General features: G+C 60.2%; 26 protein-coding genes and 1 tRNA gene. 13 read left to right on the forward strand and 14 right to left on the reverse strand.

All coding sequences use genetic code 11. From position 1 onward, the window contains the following. Positions 1 to 52: 52 nt before the first annotated feature. Positions 53 to 517 (forward strand): FKBP-type peptidyl-prolyl cis-trans isomerase, encoded by a 465-nt coding sequence (locus tag OIN59_RS16525; RefSeq protein ID WP_274112162.1) that lies wholly within the window; start codon positions 53 to 55, stop codon positions 515 to 517. Continuing rightward, complete coding sequence (gene ispH / locus OIN59_RS16530) at positions 517 to 1,512, forward strand: 4-hydroxy-3-methylbut-2-enyl diphosphate reductase (protein WP_274112163.1); 996 nt, start codon at positions 517 to 519, stop codon at positions 1,510 to 1,512. The genes OIN59_RS16525 and ispH overlap by 1 nt, the downstream gene beginning before the upstream one ends. A gap of 133 nt (positions 1,513 to 1,645) precedes the next feature. On the opposite strand, the gene OIN59_RS16535 is transcribed toward ispH, so the two are convergent. Beyond that, on the reverse strand, positions 1,646 to 2,374 hold the full coding sequence (locus tag OIN59_RS16535; RefSeq protein ID WP_274112164.1) for a CBS domain-containing protein: 729 nt from the start codon (positions 2,372 to 2,374) through the stop codon (positions 1,646 to 1,648). Between the two features lie 168 nt (positions 2,375 to 2,542). Here OIN59_RS16535 and OIN59_RS16540 point away from each other — a divergent pair, with 168 nt between their 5' ends. From OIN59_RS16540 to OIN59_RS16550, 3 genes are all read left to right on the forward strand, one after another. Continuing rightward, positions 2,543 to 3,484 (forward strand): threonine/serine dehydratase, encoded by a 942-nt coding sequence (locus tag OIN59_RS16540; protein WP_274112165.1) that lies wholly within the window; start codon positions 2,543 to 2,545, stop codon positions 3,482 to 3,484. 132 nt (positions 3,485 to 3,616) lie between these two features. Beyond that, positions 3,617 to 4,975 (forward strand): serine--tRNA ligase, encoded by a 1,359-nt coding sequence (gene serS / locus OIN59_RS16545; RefSeq protein ID WP_274112166.1) that lies wholly within the window; start codon positions 3,617 to 3,619, stop codon positions 4,973 to 4,975. 33 nt (positions 4,976 to 5,008) lie between these two features. Then, positions 5,009 to 5,098, forward strand: a tRNA-Ser gene (locus tag OIN59_RS16550). Positions 5,099 to 5,638: 540 nt separating this feature from the next. Here the strand turns inward: OIN59_RS16550 and OIN59_RS16555 are convergent. Continuing rightward, positions 5,639 to 6,091 carry a helix-turn-helix transcriptional regulator gene (locus OIN59_RS16555; protein ID WP_274112167.1) on the reverse strand — a complete coding sequence of 151 codons (453 nt, stop codon included), beginning with the start codon at positions 6,089 to 6,091 and terminating at the stop codon, positions 5,639 to 5,641. 79 nt (positions 6,092 to 6,170) lie between these two features. Here OIN59_RS16555 and OIN59_RS16560 point away from each other — a divergent pair, with 79 nt between their 5' ends. Further along, entirely contained in the window at positions 6,171 to 6,443 is a 273-nt protein-coding gene (locus tag OIN59_RS16560; protein ID WP_274112168.1) for a hypothetical protein, read from the forward strand. Positions 6,444 to 6,560: 117 nt separating this feature from the next. Here the strand turns inward: OIN59_RS16560 and OIN59_RS16565 are convergent, their stop codons facing one another. The 3 genes from OIN59_RS16565 to OIN59_RS16575 all read right to left on the reverse strand — a co-directional run bounded on the left by OIN59_RS16565 (position 6,561) and on the right by OIN59_RS16575 (position 8,317). After that, positions 6,561 to 6,872, reverse strand: a complete 312-nt coding sequence (locus tag OIN59_RS16565; RefSeq protein WP_056057356.1) for an HU family DNA-binding protein — start codon at positions 6,870 to 6,872, stop codon at positions 6,561 to 6,563. Between the two features lie 70 nt (positions 6,873 to 6,942). Further along, positions 6,943 to 7,746 (reverse strand): DNA/RNA non-specific endonuclease, encoded by an 804-nt coding sequence (locus tag OIN59_RS16570; protein ID WP_274112169.1) that lies wholly within the window; start codon positions 7,744 to 7,746, stop codon positions 6,943 to 6,945. Positions 7,747 to 8,023: 277 nt separating this feature from the next. Beyond that, positions 8,024 to 8,317: a DUF4148 domain-containing protein gene (locus tag OIN59_RS16575; RefSeq protein WP_108498094.1), complete on the reverse strand. Its 294-nt coding sequence runs from the start codon at positions 8,315 to 8,317 to the stop codon at positions 8,024 to 8,026. A gap of 356 nt (positions 8,318 to 8,673) precedes the next feature. On the opposite strand from OIN59_RS16575, the gene OIN59_RS16580 reads away from it, so the two are divergent. The 3 genes from OIN59_RS16580 to OIN59_RS16590 all read left to right on the forward strand — a co-directional run bounded on the left by OIN59_RS16580 (position 8,674) and on the right by OIN59_RS16590 (position 9,633). Next, a complete protein-coding gene (locus tag OIN59_RS16580; RefSeq protein ID WP_274112170.1) occupies positions 8,674 to 8,883 on the forward strand; it encodes a hypothetical protein in 210 nt (69 codons plus the stop codon). Between the two features lie 19 nt (positions 8,884 to 8,902). Continuing rightward, on the forward strand, positions 8,903 to 9,124 hold the full coding sequence (locus OIN59_RS16585) for a hypothetical protein (RefSeq protein WP_274112171.1): 222 nt from the start codon (positions 8,903 to 8,905) through the stop codon (positions 9,122 to 9,124). Between the two features lie 68 nt (positions 9,125 to 9,192). Continuing rightward, positions 9,193 to 9,633: a DUF4124 domain-containing protein gene (locus OIN59_RS16590; RefSeq protein ID WP_274112172.1), complete on the forward strand. Its 441-nt coding sequence runs from the start codon at positions 9,193 to 9,195 to the stop codon at positions 9,631 to 9,633. 1,105 nt (positions 9,634 to 10,738) lie between these two features. Here the strand turns inward: OIN59_RS16590 and istB (OIN59_RS16595) are convergent. Beyond that, positions 10,739 to 11,554, reverse strand: a complete 816-nt coding sequence (istB, locus tag OIN59_RS16595; protein WP_274112173.1) for an IS21-like element helper ATPase IstB — start codon at positions 11,552 to 11,554, stop codon at positions 10,739 to 10,741. Continuing rightward, positions 11,547 to 13,070 carry an IS21 family transposase gene (istA, locus tag OIN59_RS16600; protein ID WP_274112174.1) on the reverse strand — a complete coding sequence of 508 codons (1,524 nt, stop codon included), beginning with the start codon at positions 13,068 to 13,070 and terminating at the stop codon, positions 11,547 to 11,549. Before istA ends, istB (OIN59_RS16595) begins: the two co-directional genes overlap by 8 nt. A 140-nt stretch (positions 13,071 to 13,210) precedes the next feature. Here istA and OIN59_RS16605 point away from each other — a divergent pair, with 140 nt between their 5' ends. Together OIN59_RS16605 and OIN59_RS16610 are read left to right on the forward strand one after the other, a co-directional pair. Continuing rightward, the gene (locus tag OIN59_RS16605) at positions 13,211 to 13,420 is read left to right on the forward strand and encodes an FAS1-like dehydratase domain-containing protein (protein WP_274112175.1); all 210 of its coding nucleotides are present in this window, start codon (positions 13,211 to 13,213) and stop codon (positions 13,418 to 13,420) included. Between the two features lie 29 nt (positions 13,421 to 13,449). Further along, positions 13,450 to 13,593: a hypothetical protein gene (locus OIN59_RS16610; RefSeq protein WP_274112176.1), complete on the forward strand. Its 144-nt coding sequence runs from the start codon at positions 13,450 to 13,452 to the stop codon at positions 13,591 to 13,593. A gap of 94 nt (positions 13,594 to 13,687) precedes the next feature. Here the strand turns inward: OIN59_RS16610 and OIN59_RS16615 are convergent, their stop codons facing one another. Genes OIN59_RS16615 through OIN59_RS16630 form a run of 4 tightly spaced genes read right to left on the reverse strand, consistent with a single transcriptional unit; the run spans position 13,688 to position 16,596 of the window. After that, positions 13,688 to 14,413: an SDR family oxidoreductase gene (locus OIN59_RS16615; protein WP_274112177.1), complete on the reverse strand. Its 726-nt coding sequence runs from the start codon at positions 14,411 to 14,413 to the stop codon at positions 13,688 to 13,690. Then, entirely contained in the window at positions 14,410 to 14,709 is a 300-nt protein-coding gene (locus OIN59_RS16620) for a DUF1330 domain-containing protein (protein ID WP_274112178.1), read from the reverse strand. The genes OIN59_RS16615 and OIN59_RS16620 overlap by 4 nt, the downstream gene beginning before the upstream one ends. A 15-nt stretch (positions 14,710 to 14,724) precedes the next feature. Then, positions 14,725 to 15,561 (reverse strand): alpha/beta fold hydrolase, encoded by an 837-nt coding sequence (locus OIN59_RS16625; protein WP_274112179.1) that lies wholly within the window; start codon positions 15,559 to 15,561, stop codon positions 14,725 to 14,727. Between the two features lie 36 nt (positions 15,562 to 15,597). Further along, a complete protein-coding gene (locus OIN59_RS16630) occupies positions 15,598 to 16,596 on the reverse strand; it encodes a Bug family tripartite tricarboxylate transporter substrate binding protein (RefSeq protein WP_274112180.1) in 999 nt (332 codons plus the stop codon). Positions 16,597 to 16,759: 163 nt separating this feature from the next. Between OIN59_RS16630 and OIN59_RS16635 the strand changes: the two genes are divergently transcribed. After that, positions 16,760 to 17,683, forward strand: coding sequence for a LysR family transcriptional regulator (locus OIN59_RS16635; RefSeq protein ID WP_274112181.1), 924 nt, complete (start codon positions 16,760 to 16,762; stop codon positions 17,681 to 17,683). 73 nt (positions 17,684 to 17,756) lie between these two features. Here the strand turns inward: OIN59_RS16635 and OIN59_RS16640 are convergent, their stop codons facing one another. Next, positions 17,757 to 18,029: a hypothetical protein gene (locus tag OIN59_RS16640; RefSeq protein WP_328517982.1), complete on the reverse strand. Its 273-nt coding sequence runs from the start codon at positions 18,027 to 18,029 to the stop codon at positions 17,757 to 17,759. A gap of 153 nt (positions 18,030 to 18,182) precedes the next feature. On the opposite strand from OIN59_RS16640, the gene OIN59_RS16645 reads away from it, so the two are divergent. Beyond that, positions 18,183 to 18,767, forward strand: coding sequence for a YagK/YfjJ domain-containing protein (locus OIN59_RS16645; RefSeq protein ID WP_328517983.1), 585 nt, complete (start codon positions 18,183 to 18,185; stop codon positions 18,765 to 18,767). Positions 18,768 to 18,851: 84 nt separating this feature from the next. Here the strand turns inward: OIN59_RS16645 and istB (OIN59_RS16650) are convergent, their stop codons facing one another. Both istB (OIN59_RS16650) and OIN59_RS16655 read right to left on the reverse strand, forming a co-directional pair. Further along, positions 18,852 to 19,748 carry an IS21-like element helper ATPase IstB gene (gene istB, locus OIN59_RS16650; protein ID WP_274112183.1) on the reverse strand — a complete coding sequence of 299 codons (897 nt, stop codon included), beginning with the start codon at positions 19,746 to 19,748 and terminating at the stop codon, positions 18,852 to 18,854. After that, positions 19,741 to 20,666: Mu transposase domain-containing protein (locus tag OIN59_RS16655; RefSeq protein ID WP_407655109.1), on the reverse strand; the 926-nt coding region annotated here is incomplete at its 5' end. The genes OIN59_RS16655 and istB (OIN59_RS16650), both read right to left, overlap by 8 nt.

Consider the following 20,666-nt stretch of genomic DNA (forward strand, 5'->3'; position numbering starts at 1 on the left):
CGGTAGGGCTTTGCCCGGTTTTCTACAATCGCAGGAGTTTATCGAGACTGTCATGACCTCTACCGCTGCTGCTTTGCCCACCGTTCAGCCGGGCTCCTTCCTTACCTTGCACTACCGTCTGGCGGGCCCTGCAGGCGATGTGATCAATACGTTCAACGACAAACCCGCCACCCTGTCGCTGGGCACGGGCGAGCTGTCACCCGCCGTGGAGCAGCGCCTGCTGGGCCTGGCCGAGGGCACGCGCACCACGTTCGAGCTGCCTGCGGGCGAGGCTTTTGGCGAGCGCAATGCCGACATGCAGCAGTGGGTGGCGCGCAAGCTGATGAACGAGCTGGGCGACCCCGACGAAAAGTACAACGTGGGCGATGTGGTGCAGTTCCCCACGCCCGATGGCCTGGGGCAATACGCGGGCGCCGTGATGCAGGTGCGCGACGACGGCGCGGTGCTGTTCGACTTCAACCACCCGCTGGCGGGCCAGCCGGTGACCTTTGAAGTGCAACTGATCGGAATCCTGTGATGCAGGCGCCGCAAGAGATCCTGCTGGCCGAGCCGCGTGGGTTTTGCGCAGGCGTGGACCGCGCCATCGAGATCGTGGAGCGCGCCATCCAGAAGTTCGGCGCCCCCATCTACGTGCGCCACGAGATCGTGCACAACACCTATGTGGTGAACGACCTCAAGGCCAAGGGCGCGATCTTTATTGAAGAATTGTCGGATGTGCCCCCAGGCGCCACGCTGGTCTTCAGTGCCCACGGCGTGAGCAAGGCGGTGCAGCAAGAGGCCGTGGCGCGCGGCTTCAGCATTTTTGACGCCACCTGCCCGCTGGTGACCAAGGTGCACGTCGAAGTGGCCAAGCTCGCCAAAGAGGGCTACGAGTTCATCATGATCGGCCACAAGGGCCACCCCGAGGTCGAAGGCACCATGGGCCAGCTCGACCATGGCATCCACCTGGTGGAAGACGTGGAAGACGTGGCCCGCGTGCAGCCCCAGCAGACCGAGAAGCTGGCCGTGGTCACGCAGACCACACTGAGCGTGGACGATGCCGCCGAAATCTCGGCCGCCGTGCGCGCGCGCTTCCCCAGCGTGCGCGAGCCCAAGCAGCAGGACATCTGCTACGCCACCCAGAACCGGCAGGACGCCGTCAAGGTGCTGAGCCCGCAGGTGGACGTGGTGATTGTGGTGGGCAGCCCCACCAGCTCCAACAGCAACCGCCTGCGCGAACTGGCCGCCAAGCTGGGCACCACGGCCTACATGGTGGACAACGCTGACGAATTGCAGGGCGAGTGGTTCAAGGGCCTGGCGCGTGTGGGGCTCACGGCTGGCGCCTCTGCACCGGAGATCCTGGTGCAGCAGGTCATCGACCGCATCAAGGCACTGGGCGCCGTGTCGGTGCGCACCATGGCGGGCATCGAGGAAACCATCAAGTTCCCGCTGCCCAAGGGGCTCAAGATCGACGCGGCCACGGGCTTGGACATCACCGAACGTACGCCGGAGACCGGGCCAGCGGGGCATTGAGCGGCGAGGGCGGGCACTCCGTCAGCGGGTGCCGTCAATCAAATGCTTCTGTTTTGATAGCTGCTAGTGCTTGATGCATAAGCGCTACAAGCTAATTTGGTTCATTTTTTACCATCGCGCCTGCAGGGGCTTCTTACAGCGACACTGCAGGCCCGCTCCACAAATCCAGCGGTGGGTCCGCAGCTACCGCACGCAGGATGTCGGTGCGCGAGATAAAGCCCGACAGCACCCCCACTTCATCGGTCACGGGCAGGCCGGGCAGGCCGGTGTCCAGCAACACGGCGGCCACGCGGCGCAGTTCGGTGTCGGGCGCTACGGTGGGCACGGGGCTGATCATCACTTCAGACACCGGGCGGCGTGCCAGGTCGATGGCCCGCTTGACGGCACCGGGCTCGGGCAGCAGGTCCAGCGGTGCCATGTCGGCCCGCAGCAGCAGCCCGATCACGCGGCCCAGCGCATCCACCACGGGAGCCTGGGCCACCTTGTTCTCGGCCAGGGTCTGCCAGGCATCGTTCACGCGCACGTCGGGCGCCACACTCACGCCGCCGGTGGTCATCACGTCGCTGACCTTGGTCAGTGGCTGGCGGGTGTTGGCCTGGGGGCCTTGCTCGGTTTGGGCGTAGGCGCTCACGGCATCGTGCATGCGCAGGTTGACGATGGCTGCAGGCGCGGCAGCGCTGGTGTCGGCCGCCGTGGGGCGGGGCTGGGCCGTGAAGACGGGCCCTGGCTGGCCATCTTGCGCATCCATGGCCCGCGTGCGCAGGGCCTGTGGGCGCTGCACGCTGCGCACTGCAGAAATACGCGACAGGTTTTCGGGGCCACCCCGGTACATCTGGCCCGACGGGCCGAATACAAAGAACATGCTTTTCTCCTGCGCGCAGGCCCGCCAGCGCGTGTGCGTGAGGTACTGCCCTGCCCATGTTATCGGCTGTTGTGCGGCGCGCATGCAGTCAGCGTTGTGTCTGCATGTTGCGGGCAGCCCCTACACTGCCCCTTCTTTTGACCCCACCAGCCTCACCGGAGCCCCCGCATGATCGACCGCGCCGCCATTGCCGCCGCCCGCCGCCAACTGGCCACCCAGCCTGATTTTCTGCGCACCACGCCGCTGATGCGTGTGTCTGGCCGATCCCTGGGTGTGGACTGCGGCGAGGTGTGGCTCAAGCTGGAGCACCTGCAGGTGGGTGGCAGCTTCAAGGCGCGCGGCATGCTGTACCGCCTGCTGGCGAACCCGGTGCCCGAGAGCGGCGTGATCATCGCCTCGGGCGGCAACGCAGGCATCGCCGTGGCCGCCGCAGCCAAGGCGCTGGGCGTGCGCTGCGAGGTGTTTGTGCCAGAGGTCTCGCCCGAGGCCAAACGTGCCCGCCTGCGCGCGCTGGGCGCCGAGGTGGTCGTCACCGGCGCAGCCTATTCCGAAGCCTTTGAAGCCTGCGTGGCCCGCCAGAAGGCCACTGGCGCGCTGCAGGCCGACGCCTACGACCAGCCCGAAGTGGTGGCCGGTGCAGGCACCCTGGCGCTGGAGATGGAAGAGCAGGGCGGCCGCCTGCCCGACACGGTGCTGGTCAGCGTGGGCGGTGGCGGCCTCATCGGCGGCGTGGCCGCTTGGGTAGAGAGCCGCGCCCATGTGGTGGCGCTGGAGCCCGAACGCGCGCCCACTCTGCACGCGGCGCGCGCTGCGGGCCAACCGGTGGATGTGGAAGTGGGTGGCGTGGCCGCTGATTCATTGGGCGCCCGCCGCATCGGCGCCATTGGCTGGGAGGTCAGCCAGCGCCACGTGCACGATGCCCTGCTGCTGCCCGACGAGGCCATCCGCGCCGCCCAGCTGTGGCTGTGGAAAGAGCTGAAACTGGCCGTGGAGCCCGCTGCCGCGCTGGGGTTGGCGGCGCTGCAAACCGGCGTCTACAAGCCCCAGCCGCAGGAGACGGTGGCCCTCATTCTTTGCGGCGCCAACTTCGACCCGGCCAGCCTCGCCTAAGCCAGAAAGCGCGCTACGCAACTGGCGCGCCCCGTGCCAGTGCACCCGCAGAACCGGCTTTGCCGGGCCACCGGGTGCGTCCCCCTTGGGGGAAGGCGCGAAGCGACTCAGGGGGGCGTCTAAAATCCAGCAATGCTTGACATTCTTCTCCTCCGCAAAGACCTCGACACCGCCATCGCGCGGCTGGAAACCCGCAAAAAGCCCCAGGCCTTCCTGGACGTCTCCGCTTTCCAGGCCCTGGAGTCCGAGCGCAAGACGCTGCAGACCCGCACCGAAGAGCTGCAGGCCCAGCGCAACCAGCGGTCAAAACAGATCGGTGTGCTGATGGGGCAAATTGCTCGTCTGATTGCGACTGAGGAGTTCGATCAGGCTGAGTTCAATAAGCGGCAGGCCGAGGCATTCAAGTTAGAAGTCGCTGCAATCAATCAAGAGTTTGATTCCTCCAAGATTCGGCTCGACCAAATCCAGTCCGAGCTGCTGGCCATGCTGGTGGCCGTGCCCAACCTGCCGCACGAGTCCGTGCCCGTAGGCAGCGATGAAACCGGCAATGTGGAAGTACGCCGCTGGGGCAGCGCCCCCAGTTTTGCGTTCGAGGTGAAGGACCATGTGGATCTGGGCACCCCGCTGGGCCTGGATTTCGACATGGGCGTCAAGCTCTCGGGTTCGCGCTTTACCGTGATGAAGGGCTCCATCGCCCGCCTGCACCGCGCACTCAGCCAGTTCATGTTGGACGTGCAGACGCAAGAGCACGGCTACACCGAGTGCTACGTGCCCTACGCTGTGAACGCTGATTCGCTCAAGGGCACCGGCCAGTTGCCCAAATTCGAAGGCGATCTGTTTGCCGCCAAAAAGGGCGGCCAGGACGGCGAGCCAGTGCCCGACAACTCCGCGCTGTACCTTATCCCCACCAGCGAAGTGCCCCTGACCAATTTTGTGCGCGATGTGGTCACGCCAGAGGCCGACCTGCCCATCAAGCTCACGGCCCACACACCATGCTTCCGCTCGGAGGCCGGGAGTGGCGGGCGTGACATTCGGGGCTTGATCCGCCAGCACCAGTTCGACAAGGTCGAGATGGTGCAGATCGTGCACCCCGACAAGAGCTACGAAGCCCTGGAAGAAATGACCCGCCACGCCGAAGCCGTGCTGCAAAAGCTGGGCCTGCCCTACCGCGTGATGAGCCTGTGCACCGGAGACATGGGCTTTGGCGCCGCCAAAACGTATGACCTGGAAGTGTGGCTGCCCGCGCAGAACACCTACCGCGAGATCAGTTCGGTGAGTAATTGCGAAGCCTTCCAGGCCCGCCGCCTGCAGGCCCGCTTCAAGAACGCCCAAGGCAAGAACGAGCTGCTGCACACCCTGAACGGCTCTGGTCTGGCCGTGGGCCGTACGCTGGTGGCCGTGCTGGAGAACTACCAACAAGCTGACGGCAGCGTGACGGTGCCCGAAGTTCTGCGCCCTTACCTGGGCGGCTTGGCCGTGCTGGCTCCCTGAAAAACTTGCTATACTCGCAGGCTTCGACACATAGGAGAGGTGGCAGAGTGGTCGAATGTACCTGACTCGAAATCAGGCGTAGTGGCAACACTACCGTGGGTTCGAATCCCACCCTCTCCGCCATTACATAACCCCAAGTAATTGATTTACTTGGGGTTTTTTGTTTTTTGCTGACGCTGGTATGCCAGTTGGTATGCCATGGCAGATTGTTTCTTGTTGCATCTGCATGGATGACGTTGTAACTCGTGCCATGTGTAAGACCTATACGTAACTCATGGCTACGTAGCAGTTTTTGCCGTAGCTACCCGGTCGCAGCCCACATTCGATCTTCCACAGCCATGGTTGGAGCGGCCGGAATCGGTGCCGTAGAGCGCAATCAGTGCTGAGCGGCCTCTACTGGCAAAAGCTGTCCTATCGTCCTCTTTGCCAACTCCTGATTGCTGATCGGCCGAGCCACCTTCTTCCCATTGCGATTCTTCTGCCGACGCGCACGGGCCTTGGCGGTTGAGGCGGCGTACGCGAATTTGTACGACAGCTCGCCACTTGCACACCAGCTGTTCCTTGTTCCTCTGGCTATGGCTAGCGACCGAGCACCACTTCCATGTCCTGGGCTGGAGGTTATTGCAACTATGCACAAACCGAGTTTGGGCCCGTCGCCCTTAGTTACACGGAATCGAGCAGTGCCAACGCCTTGCGTTTGCCCAGTTTGAGCACTTCAGCAATGCGCTGCAGTTGCGCAGCCCGGGGCTGGACATGGCCCGTCTCCCACTTGTAGACCGACAGCGAGGAAGCGCCCAGCAGCTGAGCCATCTGCTTTTGCGTAATGCCGAGTGCTGTGCGTTTGTCGATCAACACCTGAGCATCGAACTGGATCTGTTTTGGCTTCTTGAGAGTGACGTCTTCTGTCACCGCCTTGGCTTTGGGCGCATCCTTTACTTTGACCTGCCGTTGAGTTGCTTTGAGCTGGGAGGTCAGAGCTTTAACCTCACGCTTGAGTGCCGCGATCTCCGAGCGATGGCTGGTGATCAACTTGCGCATATCCTGAAGTTCAGGCTTGAGCTCCTTGCGAGCCATGCGAGCAACTTCATTGCGAAAGGCATTGGAAAACGTAGTCATAGCCCCGATGGTGAGAGATGCCTGCTTTCTGTACCTAAAAAATCGATACGACATCCTCACCTCGTAAGATCACTGCACCATGCGCAGCAAACCCACTTGGACACAGGAAAACCTCGAACAAACGCTTTGGGCCAAAGAGTTCAAGAAGGAAGCGCCTGTCAGTTATCCCACTGCCATCCGCTATGCCTTGGAGAACAAGCTGGAGGTGATCATCGATCACACCACCGAGACAGGCGAGCCGCAATGGGTCATCCGATTGCTGGACGATCCCTCGTTCTGGATGGACGCCGTACCCACCAAAGCTGCAGCGTTGCAACTCAGCCGTGAGATGGGCTGGAAGGTCGTTCGGTAGCTGCTTGGATCAAACCGGGAAAATCGGTCTATGTCCCGGTCCGGCAGCACCAAAAACAAAACCGCCGAAGGCCTGAGCCCATGGCGGTTTTTTTGATTGAGACGGAAAGCGCTGTACTTACTTCCCAGCCTTGTCCGCCTTGCGCTTGGCAGCCTTGGGATCCACCACGGCTTTGAACTTGGCACCCGCCACGAACTTCGGCACCGTGCTCGCCGGGATCTTCAGCGCTGCACCGGTCGATGGGTTCTTGCCCGTGCGTGCTGCACGCTTGGCAGACTTGAAGGTCCCAAAACCCACCAGCTGCACGGCATCACCCTTCTTAACGGCCGTCTGGATGGTGTCGATCAACGTTTCCAGCACCGCATTGGCTGCGGTCTTGGACAGATCATTCTTGGAAGCCAGGATTTCAACGAGTTCTGCGCGGTTCATGGATGCTCACGAGTAGAGGTTGGAAAGGACCGATTTATACCCCTGCCGCTGACGCGGCCCTTGCTGCGACTCAATGCTGTAGTGCACTTCTTGGCAAAAACTCCACGCCCGTGCGTTTGACCAACTCCTGGTAGCTTATCGGTCGCCCCACCGTCTCCCCCTCGCGGTTCTCTTGCCAGTGCGCCCAGGCTCTTTGGGTGTTCGCGTCGTACACCAGCTTGTACAGATAGGTGGGCACCTTCACCCCATTGGCCCCAATGCGTGGCCCCGCATCCGTGAACACCGGTCCGGTGATCACAAACACATCCCCCTTGGCCCGCTTCACATAGTGCCGCGTGTCCTGCTCGATCTTGTTCCAGGCGCCCCCGTTGTGCTGGGCATTCTGGGGGACCATGTTCGCCAAGCTGAAGCTCTGGGCCATGGAAGTGGGCGTGGCCATATCTCCCGCCGGCGCCATGTGACCTCGGGAGTAACCTGAGTTCTTGTAATCCTCCAACTCGGCCCGCTCACCACTGGGCAGGCGCGCATCCGCGAAGAACCGTTTGGCCCGTTTCTCGTTGGCCCCATCCAGCATCTGCCGATTCAACCGCTGGGCTACGAACACTGGCGTCTTGGTGGTGCCGGAGTGCAGTACCGCAAACGCTTCATAGCAAAGTTCGCGCAGCTGCGGCCGGGGCGTGATGGCGGGTGGTGTCCCATTCGCAAAGAACTGCGGGCACTGCGCAAAGGAGGTGGGCTCGGGCGTGAGCAGGGCTGCACTATCAAACTGCGGAAATCGCGCCCAGGAGAGATTCGGGAGGACAACGCCGGCCAGAGTCAGGGCCAGCACAGCCGCCAGGCGCACACGGCCTGGCCAAGAGAACAAACGATTCACAGAAGGAGCATTCGGGTCGAACAAAACGGAGCCCGATTGGAGCACCGTTCAACTCTCGCTTTGGGCCCGAATGCTTGGATCCTGCAGGGTTTTGCAGCTGCTTGCAGAGTGGCGCCCACAAACAGAAAGGGCCCCCAAAGGGAGCCCGATCTGCCTGCCCGCCCCTGCGGTTCAGTTAACACTCCCCATGGCAGCAGCACCCGCACCGCGCGAAGTGCCACCGCCATGGGAAGTCCCGCAACTGCTTCAAACCAATCTCAGCAGTTGGTCTGCCCAATTACATGGCGCTGAATTCACCCGAAGGGATCTGGCCGGTGCGCACAGCTTCAGCAGCCTGGGCACGCACGGCAGCGCGGTCAGCGGTGGACTTGTAGGTCACCACACGCGAACCAGCAGGCTCGATGCTGCGTGTTTGAGCCACCGTAGCGGCTTCGGCAGCCACTTCAGCGCGGGTGCGGTTCGTGTCGAACTTCAGAGCAAATTGCGAGCCATCGGCTTCGTCAGCATGGGCGCCAAAGGCGGCGAAAGCGGCAACAGCGGCGACGGAGAGGAAACGAGCGGTCTTGTTCATGATGAAAATCCTTGAAAGTTAAAAAGCGTCTCAAAAAAACCGGGTCAAAAACCATTCCTGAACCGGGTTCGGTGAGTCGCCTTGCGGGTTCGGCTCATCGATGGGATGAACTGTACGCCGATGGTGTTTAGAGAAAAACCACCCAGTCGCGAACTAACTGTTCCAGTATTGAAAACAATAAATCTTCATCGGCTTGGCTTCCCAAACGGGGGAGGCCTGCAGGCGCTGTCCCTGCATGGGGTTGCCGTTCCTCTCGTAGTGCCCCGGCATTGATGCTGAGCAAGCTCTGCAGTTTTAGCCTTGGGGAGAGTGGGGCGTTCTGCTTAACATGCAGATACAACCAATCGAGGAGATACATGAAAGCAGTATTTTTCGCGCTCATCCTGGGCGCATCCACCATGGTCAGCGCAGCACCGGTTCAAACGCCATGGAGTGCAGGCTTGTCTCTCTCGGTTGCATTGGACCCGTCGTCCCTTTTTGAAACCAAGGGCCGTACTGGCAGCACGCGGGTTGGTGGGAAGGGTCGCAGCGGTAAAGGTGGTCGCTACGTCGGTGGCCACAAGTAAAGTGCAGATCGGAACACCCATGAAACCTAATCTGCTTGCCAGCGCTTTGGCCTTGTCTGTGTTCGCCGTGCCCGCCATGGCCAAAGGAGGTAGCCACTCCGTCAGCGGACACACTACCAAGAACGGTACCTATGTTCCGCCCCATCGCGCGACCAACCCTGATAGCTCCAAGACCTACAACTGGAGCCACAAGGGTAATGTGAACCCGTATACGGGCAAAGAGGGCACGAAGAAGGACTGATGCCTACACGCAGGCATAAGCCGCCAACCGGGGCGGCTTTGTTCATAGGGGCCACTCATAATCCGCGCATGCGTACTCTTCTGGCAATCATGGTGCTGATGTTGCTGGCAACAGCCGCCAGTGCCCAGGTCTATCGCTGTGAACACAGCGGCAAGGTGTCCTACTCCGACGAGCCCTGCGTCGGCGCCAAGGTGGTGGACGCCACCCCCACCCAAGGTATGGACAAGATGACCGGTAGCACGCGCAAGGGCGCAGAGGTCTTGCGTGACGATCGCAGAAAAGTAATGGATTCTGCATTTCAGCCGCTCACGGGCCTGAATCACGAACAGATGAACGTGGAGCGAAAGCGCCAAAAACTGTCGCCGGATGCCAAAGCGATCTGCCGCAATCTAGACCGCCAGCTACCCCAGTTGGAGGCGCAGGTAGGGAGCGCATCGGCCAGTCAAAAGCAGGAGACCGAAGTAGCGCTGTACCGGGCCCGCAAAGTCTTCTTTGAGCAGAAGTGCTGAGCCAGGTAACGGCAGATCATCACTGGGATTTCGTTGGAAGGTTTTCGGACAGCCCGCCAAGCATTCGTAATGCGCTGGCTCATGGAAGTCCAATGCTGGCACGAAGTGCGTTGGGAACCATAGAGCTGGTTGCCGAGATCTTGAATCAACTGTATCCAGGAACACCCATGGCGGAGGCCGGAGGACTGTCATCCTGAGAACTGCCGCACATTGTTTTAGTCAGTCCCCATCAAGCGCGAAACCGCCGAAATTTTCTTCCGTCGCCGCTCTGAGGCGCGTGGTGCAGGCCTTCTCCGCGCACCTTGTATTCGGTCTGTTTGCGTATGGCCGAAATCTTTCGCTCTGCAGATGACAATCTGTTACCGTAACGCACTCTTATGGGTCAGCGCAGATGCGCCTTTCAAGTGCGAGGGAACGGGATGGCGGAAAAGACGAAGACAAGCAGCGGCGTTATTGCGGCCATAGCCGCATTGGTTCTTTGTATCGTTTTCCCCCGAAGCACATGGGGCTACATCGTTTTCATCGTCGGCGGTATTTGGGCCTATCGAGTGTTTTTTTCCAACGCGTCGAAACAGCCGATTGCTGACACGCCTTCCCGAGCCAAAACGGCCACCGCAACGAAGACATTGGAAGCCTCTGCCCGAGCAACGTCGCGGGGTGAGACGCTTCAAGTGTCAGAGTCCAGCTTACCGCCCGCCTCAGTTGTTGCAACCTCTAGATTCGTCCCAGATGACCACCCTGTGTCATTGGCCCAGAAGGCACCTATGTCGACAGCTGCCTTGACCCCGCACCCAGCACCTCCTACTGCCCCCCGGCGATTCGTGGATGACGATGCTCCGGTTTCTGTCGTCGCAAAGGAACCTTCAAAGCCGGCGCACTACGCGATACCTCCTGCGCCAACTCAGCCTCAGGCCTACACTGGGCCCGGGCGCTGGATACCTCCGGGAGAAGACGTCGTCATTGGCGGTAGCCACATCAGCGGGGGAATGATCTATGTGGGTAGAGTGTTGGCGCCGATTGAATCTTGACAGTGTGTGCCGATCCAATTTTGATAGGGGGCGTGTAGCCAGCGTTGGTTAGGCTGGCTGTGGATAACTATAGCCTCCTACTGGGTTTGCACCTCCAGACTGGTCTCGGTCTTTCTGTTCAGCTCCCTGGCTTTGATCTTTCCCTTCGCCTCCTTGGAGCTGTGGCGGAAGCGGTAGGACTCATTGCCGGTTTCAACGATGTGACAGTGATGGGTGAGCCGGTCCAGCAATGCCGTGGTCATCTTGGCATCACCGAAGACAGCAGACCACTCCGCGAACGTCAGGTTGGTAGTGATCAGAACGCTGGTGTGCTCATACAGCTTGGACAGCAGGTGGAACAGTAATGCTCCTCCTGCCTGACTGAATGGCAGGTATCCAAGTTCATCCAGAATGACCAGGTCCATGCGCATCAAGCTCATGGCTATGCGTCCCGGATTTCCCTTGGTCTTCTCCTGCTCCAACGCATTGACCAGATCCACCGTCGAGTAGAACCGAACACGTTTGGAATGGTGCGTCAGCCCATTGATTCCCAGAGCCGTTGCCAAGTGGGTTTTGCCGGTACCAGGACCACCAATCAGGACAACGTTCTGCGCATCTTCGGTGAAGCTCAGGTCCGCCAACCTCTTGATCAGCACCTTGTCCACGGGTAAGACCTCGAAGTCGAAGCCAGCAAGATCCCGGTGAATCGGGAAGCGTGCAGCTTTCATCTGGTGGGCAATCGAGCGCATATGCCGATCCACGTCCTCCGCCTGAAGCAAATGCTCGATCAGCCAACGCGAGCTCTGAATCGTGGAGCCGCCATCCTGTTCCATAAGGTCAGCCCAGGCGCTGGCCATTCCATTCAAGCGCAGGGCCTTGAGTTCGCTTTGCACATCGCGTTTGGATTCAGACATGAATGACCCCTTGGTTATCGTTGTGGGTCGGGCGCAACCGGTCGTAGCGTGCCGTATCTGCCAGCGGGAGGTTGGTCAGTTGTAAGGTGGTTTTTGCATGCTCCGGCCTGGGGGGCGCGTTCAGCCTGGCCAGCACATTGCGCACATGCTCAGCACTGACACTTCCATTGGGCGTGGCACCTTCAAGGACAAGATCAACCGCCACCAGTACCGCATCCAAGCCAGCCTGCGGCACGCTGGCTAGCACCTGTGCCATGGTGCGGTCACCGCCTGGGTGCCTCAGAAGGGATTTGCGCAAGCGCTGCAAGGGCTCAGGCAAGTCCAGGAACGGTGCACCGTTGCGCAGTGCACCGGGCTTGCGCTGCACGAGTTCAATGTAGTGCTGCCAGTCATAGGTGACTTGGCCGCTGCCAGGCGTGCGGGCGTGGCTGGCGATGATGGTTTGCGCGCAGGCAATGTCCACCCGATTGGGGTACAGACGAGTGCTGACCAGGTGCCCCGCCCATTCGCAAGGAACGGAGTAGCGGTTGCGCGCCACCGCCACCAGACAGGTGCTGCTCACCCGCGCTGGCTTCTCCACATACCCATCAAACAGCACAGGCATGGACATGAGGTGGGGGCGCTCCAACTCCAGCATCTCTGCCACCGAGAACTGCTTGTGGATCGGATGCACGGTGTCGGACCACACCGAGCGACATCGCTCGCCCAGCCATGCATTGAGTTCGGCAAACGATCCGAAGCGCCTGCTGGCAGCCTCGATCCAGATCCGCCTGCGACTGTCCTGCACGTTCTTCTCCACCACCCCTTTCTCCCAGCCCGAGGCGACATTGCAGAAGTCCGGATCAAACAGGTAGTGGCTGCACATGGCCGAGAAGCGTGCGTTGACGATGCGCCCCTTGCCTTTCTTGACCTTGTCCACCGCCGTCTTCATGTTGTCGTAGATGCCGCGCCTGGCAACGCCTCCCAATGCCTGGAAGGCGCGGGTATGGGCATCGAACAGCATCTCATGGCCTTGCCCCGGGTAGGCGACCAGCCAGAAGGCACGACTGGCGCATAGCTTCAGATGGGCCACTTGCAGTTTGTAGAACACCCCACCAACCAGCAGGCCTTCCTCGCTCCAGTCAAACTGGAAGGCCTCGCCCAGCTCGAAACTCAGCGGTACAAAGGCCCTGGCGGGATCCTTGGCGCTCTCCACCCGCCATGCACGGATGAAGTCCGTCACGGCGCTATAGCCACCCCGGTATCCCTGGGCCTGGATCTGGGCAAACAGTGCCTTGCCACTGCGCCTTGCGTTCTTGGCCCGGTGCGCATCCGTGCGCAGGGCCTGCTCCAACACCGCCACAAATGGCGTGAGCTTTCCATCAGCCTTCTTGCGCTCGTACTTCGGGGTTATGTCGCCGGGGGCCCTGAGCCACTTCTTGACCGTGTTTCTGGCCAGTCCCGTTCTTCTGCAAATCTCTCCGTCAGAGAGTTGGTCGCGCCACTTCATGCGCCTGACCTTGCCAATCATGTCCATGGTGATCACCTCTTACATCCCTGCTGAAAAATTCAGCAGGGCAGTTGAACACCCCTGTCAATTTTGGATCGGCATCAGACCTTTCAGACTGTCAGATTTCGGTCGGCGGCAACAACCACTACATCCCGCAGCAGTTGGCCATGGCATCGCCCGGCGTGGAGCAGTTGCGCTGGCTGCACCCGGTGCGCCCTGGCGACCGGCTCCGGCTGCGGGTCAGCATCCTGGCGGTGCAGCGCTCGCGCAGCAAGCCCGACCGGGGCGTGGTGACGGCCCGACAGGAAGTCATCAACCAGCACGGCCAGACGGTGATGTCGCTGGACGGCAAGTCGATGCACCGGGTACAGCCATGAAACCACGGGCCAATACAGAGCCCGCGTGAATGAACTTTGTGACCGCCACCCACATGGCTGCGGCACGCTGCTTCGAGGAGGGCCGCTTCAACGACATGCGCATGCCCGCAATAAGCAGCCAGATCGCCACCTGCCTGCGCCAGTTCGAGAAAACCCTGGAGACCGCCGCGTGAACAACTCGTTTCCCCGACTGATCGATGATTCGCCCCGGCCGCTGTTCGCCGAGATGTCCAGCGGCAAGGAAGCAGGCTGAATGTCGGTTTGCCTCTAACGACCCGCCGTGCCATGCGACCAGCCGCCGTCGCTGACAAGGACCTGGCCCGTGATGTAGCTGGCCCTATCCGATGCCAGAAAGGCTGCGGAAGCGCCGAACTCTTCCGCAGTGCCGAATCTTCGCGCAGGGATCGTATCGAGCGTAGAAGACGGAACTCCGAGCTTTGATAATCGATCCGTGAGGTGATAGCCTGGCGCGATCGCATTGACCGTGATTCCAAAAGGAGCATATTCCGCGCTGAAGGTCGTCACGAGGCCATGCAATCCCGATCGGAGAGAAGTCGATATTGCCATTCCCGGCATATAGCTCTTGGCAGCGACGGAGGTCACCCATAGGATGCGGCCCCAACCTCGGCTTTTCATGGCCGGAAGAAGCATGCTGACAAGGCGTATCGGGCCGCCCCACAGGATGCGGAATCCATCCTCCCAGTCTGCTGCGCTGACCTGGTCGCTGTATCCGGGCGACGGGCCAGGGCCATTCACCACCACGATATCGGGCAAGAGCTTCATCGCCTGAAGCCCTTCGATCAACCCGTCAATGGAGTAGGGATCCCGGAAATCGAGTTTGAAGACCGTTTTTCCGTCTGCGCCGTTCGGAGGGCTGGAGGACGTGCACAGGACCTGAAGCCCCTCGGAGGAAAAAGCCGACGCAATGCCCAGCCCGAGCCCCCTGGTTCCTCCGCAGACAAGTGCGGTTCGCTGAAGCCGGTCGCTGGTCATGGCGCAGGAGAAAAGCCGTCGATAAGAATGAACTCGGCAGAAGATGCAGGTGCCCTCATTCTGACAAGTTCCTGGTACTCTTCGGAATAGTAGAAATCCTTCGCCGCTTGCCGGTCCGAAAACTCGATAACCACCATCCGGCCATTGAATTCATCGCCTTCCAAGGTAGTGGGCTCTCCACCCCGGACAAGAAATTTCCCTCCATATTGATTAACGACGGCCGGGGATCTGGATGTGTACGATTTATAAAGATCAAGGTCATTTACCTTGACACGAATGATGAGATAAGCGCTCATTTTTAACCAGTGCTGTCAGCCGAAGAAGTTCCTGAGCAGAGCATGAAAAATCTCTGCCTTTTCGATCTGTGTCCAATGATTGCAACGCCCGATCACATGCAATTGGGCATACGGAAGATGATTGAGCAGATACGTGCTGTTCTCATACGGAACAACGGAATCGTCACGCCCATGAACAATGAGCACCTCGTTCGATATCCGCCGCAAGGCGGAGGATGGCACGATGAGGTCGTCGAGATGGCGCTGGCGCGGCGCCGGGAAAAGCCACTCATAGCTCGCACGCACTTCCGGTTGCATGGCCGCCGCTAGGCGCATGCGAGCGACATCGTCGATCCGCTGTGCGATGAAACTCTCGTCGTGGGCAAACCACCGCATGTGATTTTTCATCACGGCGGGCGTCGGATCGTCGTAAAAACCCCAGATGCGATCCAGTTCGGGCGTCAGCCGGATGGGAGAGCCTGCCGGCCCCATCAAGAGTACCTTGCCAAACCGGTGAGGAGCCTCCATGAGGAGGTTCAATGCAATCGCTCCACCCAGTGAATTCCCGACGAGATGCACCCGATCCAGTTGCAACTGGTCCAGCAGGTTGCACATCTGATCGATCCAGAGCCTCATCCATTGGCGAATCCCGCCGGGCGGCGTACGGGGATGTGAACTGGCTCCATATCCGATGAGGTCCGGAATCAGCAGATCGTACTCTTCCACCAGTTCTTGACTTGCGAGTGTCCAGTTTGACATTCCCGTCGCTCCTGGGCCTGAGCCGTGGAGAAAGAGAACTGGCGCACCCTTTCCGGTTCGGGTGAGGGCGGTCTCATACTCGCCCGTCTTGATGGATTGGTTTTCTTTGCTCATATGTCGTTGGTAATTCTTATCCGATGAAATATCAAATCAGGCTATCTTGATGTTGTTGGCCGATATGATGCCTTGGAGAAAGTTTTGATCCTCGATCATCTGCTTCCTGAAAGACGCCCGTGAATCGCTGTAGCGGGGAATGGATCCGCCTTGTTCGAAATAGCTCTTGACGGCCGGAGCCTTGATGGAATCGACAATCACACTGTGCAATCTATCGGCAATCTGATCGGGTATTCCGCTGGTGGCGCACAGCCCCATCCAATATCCCATCGGCTTCACGGGAATCCCGATTTCCGAGAAGGTCGGAACATTGGTCAGGAGTTTATTGCGTTCCTCGCTGAGGACTGCAAGGGCCCGCATCTGGCCTTTGGCCAGGTAAGGCTCGGCCAGTTGGGTGATGAGATAAGCAAAATCAATCTGCCCACTGAGAAGGGCCTGCACCATTTCGGCTCCCCCTTTGTAGGGAACATGAAGCGCACGGATTCCCATCGTTTTGGAAAGGCTCTCAATGAGCAGGTGCTCGAACGAGCCCACTCCCAGGGTCCCGTACGCCAGTCCACCGCCCTGGCGTGCGGCGGCGGCCTTGAAATCGTTCATTGAGGCAATGCCCCCCGCTCCCGAAGCGACGAGCGTGAGTTGGAAATCGCCCGCGATGCTCAAGGGCGATAGCCCGGAGATCATGTCGAAGCGCTTCATCAGTAATTGTCCACTGATGACGCCAGGATGGACGTGCACCAGCGTGTGGCCGTCCGCAGGGGACGCCGCAGCGGCCTGCAGCGCCACCAGTCCCACGGCCCCGGGGCGGTTGTCCACGACCACGGGCTGCTTGAGCCTGGTTTCCATTTGCTGTGCCACGAGGCGGCAGACAGCATCCGCCGGGCCGCCAGGCGGTACCGATACGATGATCCGCAGAGGCTTCACTGGCCAATCTTCGGCCGCAGATGCGATCGGGGGATAAATGAGCGACGCGGCGCCGGAGGCAGCACATTGCAATGCCTTGCGCCGATTCATATACGGCATGTCTTTTGTCTCCATCATTGATTCTTAAAAAGGGGCTATCTCCAAGGAGGTGCGGTGTGAAGCGGCTGGCGCCAGCGTCCTTGTATCTCCCGATGGGATCTTAGGATCCATGACCTCCCTGAGAAAGCGCATCCCTCTATACTTCAGTTATCAACCATGGTGATAACTGGAACGAAAGATGGCGAAATCGATATTGCAAGCCTATGACTGGTCGATTTCCGAGCTCCAGGCTTTTTGCATGGTTTGCGATTGCCGGAATCTCAGCGTGGCGGCACAGCGATTGAATGTGACGCAGCAAGGGCTGTCGATGATGGTCCGCCGATGGCGCGCTGCGCTCGGGGATCCGATCTACACACGATCGCGCTATGGCATCAACCCGACCGATCTTTCGCTATCGCTGAGGCGGCAACTTGAGCGGCCTCTTCTCGAAATCCGGCAAAGCCTTGATGATCCGAACAGCTTCAACCCGCAAACGTCCTCCAGGGTTTTCAAGTTGCATATGTCGGATGTGGGGCAGCTCATTTTCCTGCCCGCGCTGTCGAGGGCCATGAAGGCGGCGGCGCCCCATGTGCGCCTCGATGTCCGGCAGATTCCCTGGGACGATGTGCCTTATGCGCTAGCGACGGGTGCCGTCGATCTCGCAATAGGTTCGCTTCCCATGGTGAAGGGACGAACATTCGTCAAAAAATTGCGCCGGGAGAGCTATGTCGTCCTGATGTGCCGCAATCACCCTCTGGCCTCCAAAGAGCTCGGCCTGGACGACTACATGGAGTCCACCCATCTGAGTATTGATGCGCCCAGCAGTGGACACGCCTTCATAGAAGCCCTTCTCCAGGGGATGGGGCTGTGCCGGGATATCAGGCTGACGATATCCCACTATCTTGCCGCCGAGAGGGTCTTGAAGGGAAGCGATTATCTGCTGACGATACCGAGGGTGGCCATCAATGCTTTTCACGGAGCTTCTGATTTTGTCATTCGGCCCGTTCCCTTTTCTCTTCCCAACTTCGAGATCAGCCTGCATTGGCATGAGCGCGCATCTGGCGACCAAGCCGTTCAATGGCTCAAAGGGGAAGTTGTGAGAATCTCGGAAGGTATTTCCTGATCAGCGCGAGCCCAGCCAAGACGCCATGTTCTGCATGCATGCATGCATGCAGGGAATACGGACAGATCGCTTCTCACGCATAGATCTCTTCGATCACACCAGCGTACTTCTCGTAGATGCTCTTGCGCTTGACCTTCATGGTGGCGGTCACCTCGCCATCGTCATGGTCCAGTTCCTTGGTGAACAAGTGGAACTTGCGCACCTGCTGCACCTGCGGCATGTGGGAATTGGCCTGATCAACCTCTTTCTGCACCAGGTCTTGCACGGCCGAGTTCTCCACCAGGCTGCGGAAGTGCTGAAATGCCAGAGGCAAATTCAGGTCAAACCTTATATCGACTTCGGACACGCCTAAGGAAGGTCTGCACAAAGCGGTGTTCGGCAGGTGAGTGCGTTGATTTGAGCAAAGGCACGCCTCGATACGGTGCGCAGAGAGCATCAGCGGAAGCGCTCTGTCCTGGTTCAGCGTCTCGTTGCTTTCAAGCAAGCCTTCCCGAAACTGATGGTTCTACGCCTGGACCTTGGCTACGGAAAGGAGCACTCGCCGATCTCCACAGATCGCATCATTGGCGACTGGGAAGAGCTCAAGGCCTTCATCAGCACGAACTTTCCCAGCTACCTGTGCCATGCCGTCAAGCTCGAATATGGGTTGCAGAAGGGTGCCCACATGCACGTGCTGCTGCTGTTCAATGGCGCAATGGTGCGTCAGGACGTGACTATTGCCAAGCTGATCGGCGAGCATTGGTCCAACGTGGTTACTGGCGGCATGGGGGTGTACTTCAATTGCAACGCAGTGCCCTACAAAAACAGGTTCAGTCACTGTGGCGTGGGGGTTTTCAACAAGCTAGGAGTCTGCGCGGCAGAAGTTTTAAGCCCGGACTTCTGCGCCAGACGAAGTCAGTGGCCGAGGTCATTGCGGGGTCTGTCGGATGGCAAGACTAGCAAATGCGGCTCGCGGTACTGCTGGGCGTTGCAATCAGCCCCCCATTGGGTGCAAGCCGTTTTTTTTAGCTCCTACCCTACCAAGACCGCCATTCGCCGCAAGTTCAGCGCCATGCACACGAGCTTGAATTCGGCACGTTGTTAGTGCCAGTGCAAACGTGAGCAGCAGTGCCAGTCGAACATTGACCAGGGGCTGGAGCTGGTTCCATTAGAAGCCAGCTGTGGATAACTATAGGTTGGATGCTTCGGTAGGTCCTCCTTTTTTTGAACTGGTAGTTGGTATTCCCGATCCATCAGGTGAGGGCCCCTCCTGCGAGTCCTTGCTCAACTGGGCCGCTGCTGACTTCTTGGTCTGCTCACGGGCCTTGATGCGCCCCTTGGCTTCGTGCGTGCTGTGACGGAAGCGGTAGGACTCGTTGCCGGTCTCGATGATGTGGCAGTGATGCGTCAAGCGATCCAGCAGCGCCGTGGTCATCTTGGCATCGCCAAACACCGTGGACCACTCCGCGAACGTCAGGTTGGTGGTGATCATCACGCTGGTGTGCTCGTACAGCTTGGACAGAAGGTGGAACAACAAGGCACCACCGGCCTGGCTGAAGGGCAGGTAGCCCAACTCGTCGAGCACGACCAGATCCATGCGCACCAGGCTCATGGCGATGCGTCCGGCACGGCCCTGGCTCTTCTCATGCTCCAGGGCATTGACCAGATCGACCGTTGAGTAGAACCGCACTCGCTTGGCGTGCCGGGTGAGCCCAGCAATTCCCAGCGCCGTGGCCAGGTGGGTTTTGCCGGTGCCTGGGCCGCCGACTAGCACCACGTTCTGCGCATCCTGCGTGAACGAGAGGTCCGCCAGTTTCTGGATCAACGCGCGGTCGACCGGCGCGACGGTGAAGTCGAACCCAGCCAGGTCGCGGTGCATCGGGAAGCGTGCCGCCTTCATCTGGTGGGCGATGGAACGCATCGCCCGATCCGCATCTTCAGCCTGCAGCAGGTGCTCCACCAGCCAGCGTGATGCGGCCAGGGTCGTATCGCCGCCTTGCTCCGTCAGATCGGCCCAGGCCGTGGCCATGCCATTGAGCCGCAGCGCCTTCAGTTGGGCCTGTACATCGATGGAGGTCTCACGCATGGCCCACCTCCTGCCCGTCTAGATGATCCTGGTGGGTGGGGCGCAGCCGGTCATAACGCGCGGTGTCGGCCTTGGGCGCCTGGGTGAGTTGCAAGGACGTCTGCGCCTGCGCCGGCGTGGCAGGGTTGTTCAAGCGGGCCAGCACGTTGCGCACATGCTCTACGCTGATGCTGCCGCTGGGCGCTCTGCCTTCGAGCACCAGCTCCACGGCCACCAGTACCGACTCCAGGCCGGCTTGCGGCACCACAGCCAGCACCTGTGCCATGACCCGATCTCCTCCAGGGTGCCTGAGCAGCGACTGGCGCAAACGCAGCAACGGCGCCGGAAGGTCCAGGAACGGCGTGCCATTGCGCAATGCGCCTGGCTTGCGCTGCACCAGCTCAATGTAGTGCTGCCAGTCGTAGCTGGTCTGGCCACTGCCCGGCAGCCGGGCGTGACTCGCGACGACGGCGTCCGCGGCCGCCACATCGATTCGCTCGGGATAGACGCGGGTGCTGACGATGTGGCCGGCCCACTCGCACGGCACGGAGTAACGGTTGCGCGCGGCAGCCACCAGGCAGGTGCTGCTGACCCGAGCCAGCCGCTCGACGTAGCCGTTGAAGGGGGCCGGCATGGACATGAGGTGAGGCTTCTCCAACTCCCACATCTCGGCCACGGTGAACTGTCGGTGGATCGGATGCGTGGTGTCGCTCCACACCGAACGACACCGCTCGCTCAGCCAGGCGTTGAGTTCGATGAACGAGCCGAAGCGACGGGTCGCGGCTTCGATCCAGATGCGCCTGCGGCTGTCTTGCACGTTCTTCTCGACCACACCCTTCTCCCAGCCGGAGGCGACGTTGCAGAAGTCGGGGTCGAACAGGTAGTGGCTGCACATGGCTGCGAAGCGCGCGTTGACCGTGCGCTGCTTGCCGCGCTGCA

Source organism: Acidovorax benzenivorans, from assembly GCF_028680575.1.
GTDB classification, from domain to species: Bacteria; Pseudomonadota; Gammaproteobacteria; order Burkholderiales; family Burkholderiaceae_C; genus Acidovorax; species Acidovorax benzenivorans.

Bases quoted from the DNA above. Each gene is read 5' to 3' on its own strand.
- OIN59_RS16635 (WP_274112181.1), top strand. From the start codon at position 16,760: ATGGCGAAATCGATATTGCAAGCCTATGACTGGTCGATTTCCGAGCTC.
- OIN59_RS16575 (WP_108498094.1), bottom strand. From the start codon at position 8,317: ATGAACAAGACCGCTCGTTTCCTCTCCGTCGCCGCTGTTGCCGCTTTC.
- OIN59_RS16630 (WP_274112180.1), bottom strand. From the start codon at position 16,596: ATGGAGACAAAAGACATGCCGTATATGAATCGGCGCAAGGCATTGCAA.
- OIN59_RS16590 (WP_274112172.1), top strand. From the start codon at position 9,193: ATGCGTACTCTTCTGGCAATCATGGTGCTGATGTTGCTGGCAACAGCC.
- serS (WP_274112166.1), top strand. From the start codon at position 3,617: ATGCTTGACATTCTTCTCCTCCGCAAAGACCTCGACACCGCCATCGCG.
- OIN59_RS16645 (WP_328517983.1), top strand. From the start codon at position 18,183: ATGGTTCTACGCCTGGACCTTGGCTACGGAAAGGAGCACTCGCCGATC.
- OIN59_RS16585 (WP_274112171.1), top strand. From the start codon at position 8,903: ATGAAACCTAATCTGCTTGCCAGCGCTTTGGCCTTGTCTGTGTTCGCC.
- istB (WP_274112173.1), bottom strand. From the start codon at position 11,554: ATGTCTGAATCCAAACGCGATGTGCAAAGCGAACTCAAGGCCCTGCGC.
- istB (WP_274112183.1), bottom strand. From the start codon at position 19,748: ATGCGTGAGACCTCCATCGATGTACAGGCCCAACTGAAGGCGCTGCGG.
- OIN59_RS16610 (WP_274112176.1), top strand. From the start codon at position 13,450: ATGAACTTTGTGACCGCCACCCACATGGCTGCGGCACGCTGCTTCGAG.
- OIN59_RS16615 (WP_274112177.1), bottom strand. From the start codon at position 14,413: ATGACCAGCGACCGGCTTCAGCGAACCGCACTTGTCTGCGGAGGAACC.
- OIN59_RS16605 (WP_274112175.1), top strand. From the start codon at position 13,211: ATGGCATCGCCCGGCGTGGAGCAGTTGCGCTGGCTGCACCCGGTGCGC.
- OIN59_RS16625 (WP_274112179.1), bottom strand. From the start codon at position 15,561: ATGAGCAAAGAAAACCAATCCATCAAGACGGGCGAGTATGAGACCGCC.
- OIN59_RS16580 (WP_274112170.1), top strand. From the start codon at position 8,674: ATGAAAGCAGTATTTTTCGCGCTCATCCTGGGCGCATCCACCATGGTC.
- OIN59_RS16525 (WP_274112162.1), top strand. From the start codon at position 53: ATGACCTCTACCGCTGCTGCTTTGCCCACCGTTCAGCCGGGCTCCTTC.
- istA (WP_274112174.1), bottom strand. From the start codon at position 13,070: ATGGACATGATTGGCAAGGTCAGGCGCATGAAGTGGCGCGACCAACTC.
- OIN59_RS16555 (WP_274112167.1), bottom strand. From the start codon at position 6,091: ATGACTACGTTTTCCAATGCCTTTCGCAATGAAGTTGCTCGCATGGCT.
- OIN59_RS16560 (WP_274112168.1), top strand. From the start codon at position 6,171: ATGCGCAGCAAACCCACTTGGACACAGGAAAACCTCGAACAAACGCTT.
- ispH (WP_274112163.1), top strand. From the start codon at position 517: ATGCAGGCGCCGCAAGAGATCCTGCTGGCCGAGCCGCGTGGGTTTTGC.
- OIN59_RS16565 (WP_056057356.1), bottom strand. From the start codon at position 6,872: ATGAACCGCGCAGAACTCGTTGAAATCCTGGCTTCCAAGAATGATCTG.
- OIN59_RS16540 (WP_274112165.1), top strand. From the start codon at position 2,543: ATGATCGACCGCGCCGCCATTGCCGCCGCCCGCCGCCAACTGGCCACC.
- OIN59_RS16535 (WP_274112164.1), bottom strand. From the start codon at position 2,374: ATGTTCTTTGTATTCGGCCCGTCGGGCCAGATGTACCGGGGTGGCCCC.
- OIN59_RS16620 (WP_274112178.1), bottom strand. From the start codon at position 14,709: ATGAGCGCTTATCTCATCATTCGTGTCAAGGTAAATGACCTTGATCTT.